Source organism: Halonatronum saccharophilum DSM 13868 (assembly GCF_000517025.1).
Taxonomy (GTDB): Bacteria; Bacillota; Halanaerobiia; order Halobacteroidales; family Halobacteroidaceae; genus Halonatronum; species Halonatronum saccharophilum.
Genome location: NZ_KI912096.1, coordinates 53,542 through 62,151, shown reverse-complemented (window position 1 = coordinate 62,151; position 8,610 = coordinate 53,542). Strand labels below are relative to the sequence as shown.

General features: G+C 29.4%; 4 protein-coding genes and 1 pseudogene. 2 read left to right on the top strand and 3 right to left on the bottom strand.

Annotated features, from left to right (window positions below):
- Both HALSAC_RS17525 and HALSAC_RS15695 read left to right on the top strand, forming a co-directional pair.
- Positions 1-249, top strand: a pseudogene (locus HALSAC_RS17525) (IS110 family transposase); the annotation flags it as partial.
- A gap of 429 nt (positions 250-678) precedes the next feature.
- Complete coding sequence (locus tag HALSAC_RS15695; protein ID WP_051412188.1) at positions 679-1,293, top strand: P-loop nucleotide/nucleoside kinase family protein; 615 nt, start codon at positions 679-681, stop codon at positions 1,291-1,293.
- 94 nt (positions 1,294-1,387) lie between these two features.
- Here HALSAC_RS15695 and HALSAC_RS0110560 read toward each other — a convergent pair whose 3' ends face one another.
- The 3 genes from HALSAC_RS0110560 to HALSAC_RS0110550 form a co-directional block, all read right to left on the bottom strand.
- Positions 1,388-3,676 carry a DUF262 domain-containing protein gene (locus HALSAC_RS0110560; protein WP_027340236.1) on the bottom strand — a complete coding sequence of 763 codons (2,289 nt, stop codon included), beginning with the start codon at positions 3,674-3,676 and terminating at the stop codon, positions 1,388-1,390.
- 100 nt (positions 3,677-3,776) lie between these two features.
- A complete protein-coding gene (locus HALSAC_RS0110555; protein ID WP_027340235.1) occupies positions 3,777-4,922 on the bottom strand; it encodes an aminotransferase class V-fold PLP-dependent enzyme in 1,146 nt (381 codons plus the stop codon).
- Positions 4,919-8,605: a hypothetical protein gene (locus HALSAC_RS0110550; RefSeq protein ID WP_027340234.1), complete on the bottom strand. Its 3,687-nt coding sequence runs from the start codon at positions 8,603-8,605 to the stop codon at positions 4,919-4,921. The genes HALSAC_RS0110555 and HALSAC_RS0110550 overlap by 4 nt, the downstream gene beginning before the upstream one ends.
- Positions 8,606-8,610 lie beyond the last annotated feature (5 nt).

Below are 8,610 nucleotides of genomic sequence, written 5' to 3'. Positions count from 1 at the left end.
GGAAGAGCGAAATTGAGATCTTTATTGTATAGGGTGATGCTGCCTCTGGTAGCAAAGAATAATGAATTTAAAGAGCTACATCAATACTACACAACACGCTCTAAAAACCCCTTAAGAAAAACAATCCCTAGTAGCTCTATGTTGCAAATTGATTAGAATATTGTTTGCTTTATGGAAGAAAAAGAAAAGTATGATGGTGAAAAATTATTTAGAAATATCAAACGTTCAAATTTACAGGGAGCTGCTTAAAGATATTTAAAATGAATTATTGGAATGTAAATTTTATAATATAGATCAATTATTTATGTTTGTTTTTCTTAGATTAAGTACTTTGAAAAAGGAAGACTGGAAGAGCTGGAATTAATTATTTCAATATGGGCATAGACCCTGTCGAGGAGCATATCCAGCCTCCACCCATGGATAGGTAGAACGAAGGAATGTAGGGACATAGATCCTGAGAGATATGGGAGGTTAAACTACCATGGAAATGTGGAGTTCCAATAAGCGACCATATTTTTTAAAAATAATAGTTAAGTTTTTAGATTACTTTATCCTTGCAATTCCAAATATTAATTGGTTTTAATAATTAAATCCATATTACTTTTTTATAAGAAAATAAATTTCTAAGAATAAGTGAGCATGAGTGAGATAAATTTAATTTATAGAGGGAGTGAGAAGATGAATAAAGCAAATAATAATCCATCCCTAATCTTTATGGTTGGGGTTGCAGGATCAGGTAAGAGTACAGTTGGTGAGGTATTAGCAGAGAAATTAAATTATACATACCTTGACAAGAATGCTCTGACACGGGTCTTTACCGAGAAGCTACTGGAGGTCAATGGCCTCCCAACCTGGGATCGAGAGTCGGAGTTTTATCTAGCTAATATCAGGCCCTACGAATATCAGATACTTATGGATGTAGCCGAAGAGAATCTAAAGCTTGGTAATGATGTGATCCTATCAGCACCCTTCTTAAAGGAGATACAGGATGAGAACTGGCTTGAGGAGGAAGTTAGAAGTAAGCGGGACTTGAAGGATATTGATATCAAGGTAGTACATGTACTGGCCGGTAGGGAAGCTGAAAAAAGAAGGTTAACTAAAAGGAATACACCAAGGGATACCTGGAAGTTGAAGAATTGGGATATCTATAGTAAAGATATTGATGGGATAAGTATGAGTTGGCCAGAGGAGATGGTCTTTAACTTTTATAACCAAAAGGAAGTAAAAGACGATAACTTTTTAGGCTCAGCTGTAATGAAGGAGAGATTAGAAGGGATAATGGAATTTCTCTAAATCGTAATAAGTACCAGGTCGGGCCAACATTCTCTAACAAAGTGGTTAGCCTAACCTGGTAATTTTATTGATTATATCAAGAAAAAAATAATTATTATCTAAGCTCTTTTAATTCAGATATAACTCCTTTTCTTAAATCCTTAAATCTTTCTTCTAATAGTGTATCAATAACATTTTCATAATCATCTAAGTTATCTACATCAATCAAATTATTTATATAGCCTGGAATACAGTGTCCTCGTAATATATGACCTTCTGCATTTTCATTTTCTACTATTGGTTTAATATATTCCTCTAATTTAGAATTGCTAATCTTATTATTTGTATTACCTAAAATAGGAGTTTTATTTAGAGGAGATTCTATCTTTTCTTTTATATCAGAATCCTCCCTTAATGTTTCAGGAAGAGACTTTTTAGGTATTATATGATGATTTTCTTTTTCAATTTCTTTATTAGCAATATCCCAAGCGGATATTCTTTGATCTGGTTTATATAAGTCTTTTGGACTATTAGAAATTATATATTGATTAATACCATCTATAATTGCAGTTGATATATCTATTTTATTATCCTTTCTAGTTAGTAAACTTTCATCTGAATAGCCTTCAAAATTAAATACTTTTTCTTCAAAATCTATTATGAAACTTCCATCACTTTTACCTTGTATCCAATTTTCTAATTCAATAATATCACTTACACATCTCTGGGACTGCCTATTTGCATACCTACCACTAAATAGTGATACCCAGTACCAATATTCTATTTTATCATATTTTTCTTTGGCCTTATCACTTTCAAACCAACCATTTCTAAAGCAATATGAAATAGGCAAAACCATTAACCTATAATTTACATCAGTAACTTTAGTGATTCCTAATCTATAATGCATAAAGCTATATCCTTTAATAAGTGAATCTATTGCTTCTTCATAATTTAATGAAATATCAGAAGCATTTAAAGATAATTTCTTCTTTCTTCTTAAATGTTCCGTTTTTAATAATTCTTTTTTCTTATCTACATAATTAAAAATAGATAACAAATTTAAAAACTGTTTTTTTATTCGAGAATTGTTAAGTTCTGAATGGTCATAAACCTTTTCAAAATTATTAAAATTAAATTCTAATTTACTATCATTATATATATTAACTTTATCCTCAATCTTTGAACTTATATTTGACTTATCTATCTTAATAATTTCTTTAGGTATTTGAACTTTTAAATTTATTCTATCTTCTATTAATTTTGTTAATGATTCATCTAGCTTTCTAGCAGCTTTAGCAACGATTAAGTCATACGTATCTAATTCTACACCACCTCTATTCATATTTTCAAATATTGTTATCGCTCTTCCGATTTCCTTTTCGGGCAATATAAATGCTGATAAATCATTCCTAAGCCTTGCTTTTAAAAAACTAATAATATCTTTAACCCAATTATTAATATGCAAACTAAATGCATCTCTGATTCTATCTTCTATTTTATTTTCATTCTTACTATTTAAATAAAACTCTCTTACTTCTTCTATTTCTATATCATAAGGTTTCAACACTTTTATATATATTTCCTCTAGTTTTTCTTCATCATCCTCTCTGCAGCATCTAATAATCTCATCTATTATAACTTCTTTTCTAGCCTCACCTACTTTTCTAATCATTTTATGCATAAGTGTATTTGGTTCTTGTTCTTTTATTATTTTTTCATATAAATAATATATCGGTATGATTAAATTACCTGAATGAAAATTTAAATCATCAAATTTCTTTTCTTCACTTGAAGGGTGATACCATTCACCTTTTTCCTTACTTAATACTATATTCTTATAAACGATATAATCCAAAATATCTTCCGGTTCTTTTTCTTCGAAAATTGTTTCATCGAACTTTAAATATTCATATCCAAAAACATTCTTTTCACCATCTATATCTGGATTCAAATTCAAAAACCACCTGTTTCTTAAAGATTTAGGAACTGATTCATATGTTATATAGGATTTACTATTCTTTAAATTAATATGATAGCCTATAAAATCGAAAAACATAGTATACAAAGCTGTTAATCTTTGTTGACCATCTAACAAATACAAACATTCATTATGATCATTTCCAATTCTTTCTGAATCTATAGCTAATTGTCTATATCCAATTTCTTTAGCAGAAAAAGTGTCCTTTCTTCCTTTTAAAAACAAAAAACTTCCTATCGGAATATTAACTAAAAATGAAGCTAATAACTTCTTTTGCTGCTTTTGATCCCATTTATATTCTCTTTGAAAATTAGGTAAAACAGCTTCTAAATTGTTATTTAATATTGCACTATCATTTTTTTCACCAACAATCTTTTCTAATATATTTTCCAAACTATATCCTTCTTTCAAATACTCTTTCATCAAACCCCTCCTTTTATTATGTAATTATATAAAAAAAGGTAAACCCCTGCATAAATGCATGAATTTACCTTAAAAATAATATTTATCTTGTCTTCGAATTTTATATTAAAAAACTATCTAATACACCTTTTAACTTATCAACCTCTTCTTCAGTATTAAAACATCCCAAACTAAACCTCACCAACCCATTAGGCATAGTTCCTAAGAATTCATGAACCCTGGGGGAGCAATGCAACCCTGCTCTTACTGCTATATCAAATTTCTCATCTAATATCTTTCCTACTTCATGTGGCTTATAACCCGAAAAGTTAGCAGCAACCACATTAAAATGAGTATCTAAATCTTTAGGTATGAATAAATTAATATCCATAAATTCAGCTAATATATCTATTAGCTTTAATGTTAGCTTTTTTTCATGCTCAAATACTTCTTTACTACCAACCTCTTCTAACCAATCAAGAGCAACATTTAAGCCTGCTATAGCTTGAATGTTACTACTGCCTGCCTCATACCTAATTGGTGTTTCTATAGGCATTTCTCTTTCCTCAGAAGCACTACCCGTTCCGCCATAGATTAATGGTGTTAGATTAGTAGCTTTTTTATCAACTACAACACCGGCAATACCAAAAGGTCCATATAATGTCTTATGGCCAGTCCAAACATAATAATCAACCTCTGATAAATCAATTGGGACTAAACCAGCACCTTGAGCACCATCAACAAGAATACTGCCCCCATATTTACGGGCCAACTTAACAACTTCTTCTACAGGAGCTATTACCCCACATACATTACTTACATGAGAAAGAGCTACTAATCTTGGCTTTTCACTAGCAAACATCTGCTCTAAATCTACTAAATTAAATTCTAGAGTAAGATTATTTACTGGAATCTCTTTTAATACTAAATTATAATTCTCTTCTAATTTATATAAAGTTCTTAAAACTGCATTATGCTCAAAGGGGGAATAATAGATAACATCGCCATCTTTCCAATCTAACCCTTGCAAAATTAAATTTATAGCTATAGTTGCTGAAGGAGTAAAGATAACCTCCTTATCTCCTCCAGCTTTAAAAATAGAAGCTACCTTACTTCTTGTATCTTCAATTAACTTAGCTCCTTTTTTTGCCCTTTCATATGCCCCTCTTCCAGCATTAACCCCAAACTCCCTATAAAACTGATCCATCTTATTATAGACAGCCTCTGGTTTAGGGTAAGTTGTCGCAGCATTATCAAAGTATATCATGCTATACCCTCTTCCTTAAACATATCCTTTAATAACTTAATTAAAATCTGTTGCTTCTCTTTATCAGATACTACACTACCCATATCTTTAAAGCTACTACTTACCTTATTTTCTAAAACCTTTGCTAAACCTTCTAATTCAACTTCTTCAAAGTTTCTCTGATACTTTTGACCGCTCTTATCTACTAGAACAAATTCATAACTATCTTCTGACTCTACCTCTTCTACTAATTCCTGTCCTTCTACTTTTCCTTTAATCTTTTCAAGTTGATCTAAAAACTGCTTAGTAGTATTATCGTTCCAATCTCTAATATCAAAACCTGTTAATATCATCCCTATCTCTTCTAATAATTTACCATCAGAAACTTCACTATTTTTTAACTTTCTTAATATATTCAAAAATGCATTAACTTCCCTATCATAAGTATAATTTTTAGCCTTATCAGCTAAATTATTATACCATAAGACAAGACTGTCCATGAAAGTTGCTGATTTAGTATTAGAAAATAAATCAATAATATTTATCTGTAAATCATTTAATAGATAATTATAAGATTGGTTATGCTCTTTAACAAAATTAAGTATAATACTCCTTAAATTATCTATATTATCTCCATTAAGCTCTGACTTTAATATCTTCTTAGGAATAATATCTAACAGTAGCTTCTTTGCCTCATTATTTCTTCGACTGATAATTCTCCTTAACATCATTGATTCCTTAGAAATTTCTCCTGTCTCTCGTGAATACTTAGGTAAAGCTTGATACCACCCTTTAATAGCAGTATATAGCTTCTTTAATCGATTTACTTCATTAGAACTATTACCTTCTAACCTATCAATATATAGCTCTTCTAAAAATGATATATAATTTTCCTTAACCTGATCCCATTTAGTTAATTCAATAGTGAAGCGAGATGGGTACCTATTTATATCTTCAAATAATTTCACATTAATCTCTCTTTCTTCACCATTATGCCTAATAACAATATTCTTTAAAGTATTATTTAATCTTCCAGTTACTACTAATAAGATAGGTATTATCCCCAACCTTAAACCATAAGGAGGTTTTCTTAGCTTATTATACACCTGAGAAAGATTAACTTCTTTTTCAGAAGAATAGACTTCTTTTTCTATCAATTCAAGAACTTCTTTTAATCTTCTATCAACCCTTTTAGAATCATCTTCCAATTCTAGATTAAATTTCATCTGTTCTGAGTTATCTACTTCTACCAAAAGATTAGATTTAATAAACATTGTTCTATATAACAAGAACTCTGGACCATAACCTTCAATTCCTAACCTCTCTTTTAACTCTCCAAATATCATGCTATTAACTATCTCTTTTCTAGCCTTTCTTTGTTGTCCAGTAATTTTATCTCTAACAATTAATTCATTATTAATTATAGGTGTTTTATTAAAACAATCCATACAAATCTCTGTAACAGTTTTAGATAAGTCCTTTCTAGATTTAATATTAGATTTAAGATTTCCAGAATTATAATAATAGGACTTGTTATAATATGGTTCAATAAACCTAGTTAACTTATTATCTAATAGCTGTTTAGTCTCTTCCATATAAGCATTCAATTCTTTTTCTGCTAAAGAATCTTGTTCTAAAAATAACTTATCTTTTTTTAATATATCTTGAGCATCTAACTCTCTTAATAGTCCTTCTATCTTCAGAGGCTTTTTAGGTATTACAAATATTATTCTCCTATGCAATATATCTTTTACTATTTTTTTAGCCTCTTCAATTTGCCTTTTATTTTCTGCTAATAGATAGACTATAACTCCATCTTGATAAATTTTAGAGTTATACCTTTTTTTCTTATTGCTTTTTATTAAAAATTTATCCCAATCTTTAATTCCTTTAACCTCTTGTATTGTTAAATATTCTCCAGCGAAATATCTTTTAATCTTATATTTATAATTGTAACCCTTAGGGTATACAAAAGGTGGAGTAAAATACTCTTTTAACAAGTATCTAGCAGAAAAACTGCCTTCTCGCTCTTCTTTTTTTTCATTAATCTTAGTATTAAAATCAAGATCACTACCTTCAAAAAACTTAAACTGCCCCAAGCTCTTTCTATAAATAATAATCTTATCATTAATTAGCTCATCAATTAAACCATCAAATTCTTCATCACTTAAATAATCTAATGCAAACCTTAGTATCTGCTTAGAAGGTGGAATCTCAGTGAAGTTATTAACTGCGTTAATAACACCTAGACTCTTAATAAACTCAAGTTTAGAACTTTCAACCCCTCTAATCTTCTGCAAAGCACGTTGAGAGTCTGACCAAGCTTGATGCATTTGGCTATAATCCAATTCCTGTTGCATTAAATCTTCAAAATAATCATAAATAATTGATAAACGAATTAAAGGAAATTCTTTTCTATGTTCTCCATTAATAAAGTCACCCAGAGTATTATCTTCTTTAGTTGATAAGAAAGTAAAGATAGTCCTCTCATTTTGGGCAACTTTTTGAGATAACTTAGGCAACAATACTGCCGATAATGGGTGAAGAGGATAGCAGCCTTTTAATAAATATTTCTCTTTTTCTTTTTGATTATAGTCTGGACATAAATCTAAATCACTTAATTTATCCTTATAAGACTCAAAAATATCTTCATTCTCAATTTTAAATCTATCCCATTGAACATTATCTTTAAGAATTACATTCGACATTAATTCATAAATCTGACTAGAGTATTGACTGGCATCTAAGCTTTTAAACCTACCTTCGACTTTTTTCCACTCATTGATCTGTTCTTGAGGTAGGTCCTTTGTATATTGCAATAAATTCTTATGAGAAATTAGTAAAAGATGAATTTCATTCTCTTCACTTCGAGTTGCTAATTCAGCAAAATCTTGCAGCTCCTTACCATCAAAAGAATCTATATTATCTTCTAGTAATTTATTAAACTCATCAAAGATAATATAAATCCCTTGATATCCTTTACTACGAATTTCACGATTAACTCCGATATAAACATCTGTCAAGCTACAACCATAAAAAGGATTAAAGCTTCCCCCAGAAGTTAACTTAGGATAATTGTTAACAAAAAAGTTATAACTTTCTTGATCAAACTTTTCCACCTTTACTCTAAATTCTTTTATTCTTTCTCCTCGTTCTTTTAACAATAAATTTGAAAATTCTTTATAAGTATCTTTATAATCTTTCTCCCATTGCTCTAATTTCTCTATAATCGCTTTAAAATATGTTGCAGGAAAAATATCTTCTAACCCATTTTCTTCAAGAGATTGTTGTAATGCTAATAACATACTCTGCTTAAAACTATCATTACCTGTTGAAGGTAATACAAGCAGATAAGGGTCTTTGTTTTCTACCTCTTCTTTTAATTTATTTGCTAAATTACTATTAAACCTTTTTATCTTTTTAATGAATTTATTATACCTTTGGATTTCACCTTTGTTAGATAATAAAGTTCCTAATATTGTTCCAAATAATGATTTACCTGTTCCATAAGATCCTGTTAAAAGGTGTGCTCTACTAACCGCATTATTACTAAAAGATTCAAATAGCTCCATAAACAACTTTATATTCTTAGCTGTTGGCACATAAGTATCTAGTTTGCTAAAATCCCCGATATCAAATCTTATATTAACAGAATATTTAAAACTATCTTCTGTTTTTATAAAAGATAAATCTCTTTTACTCATAATTA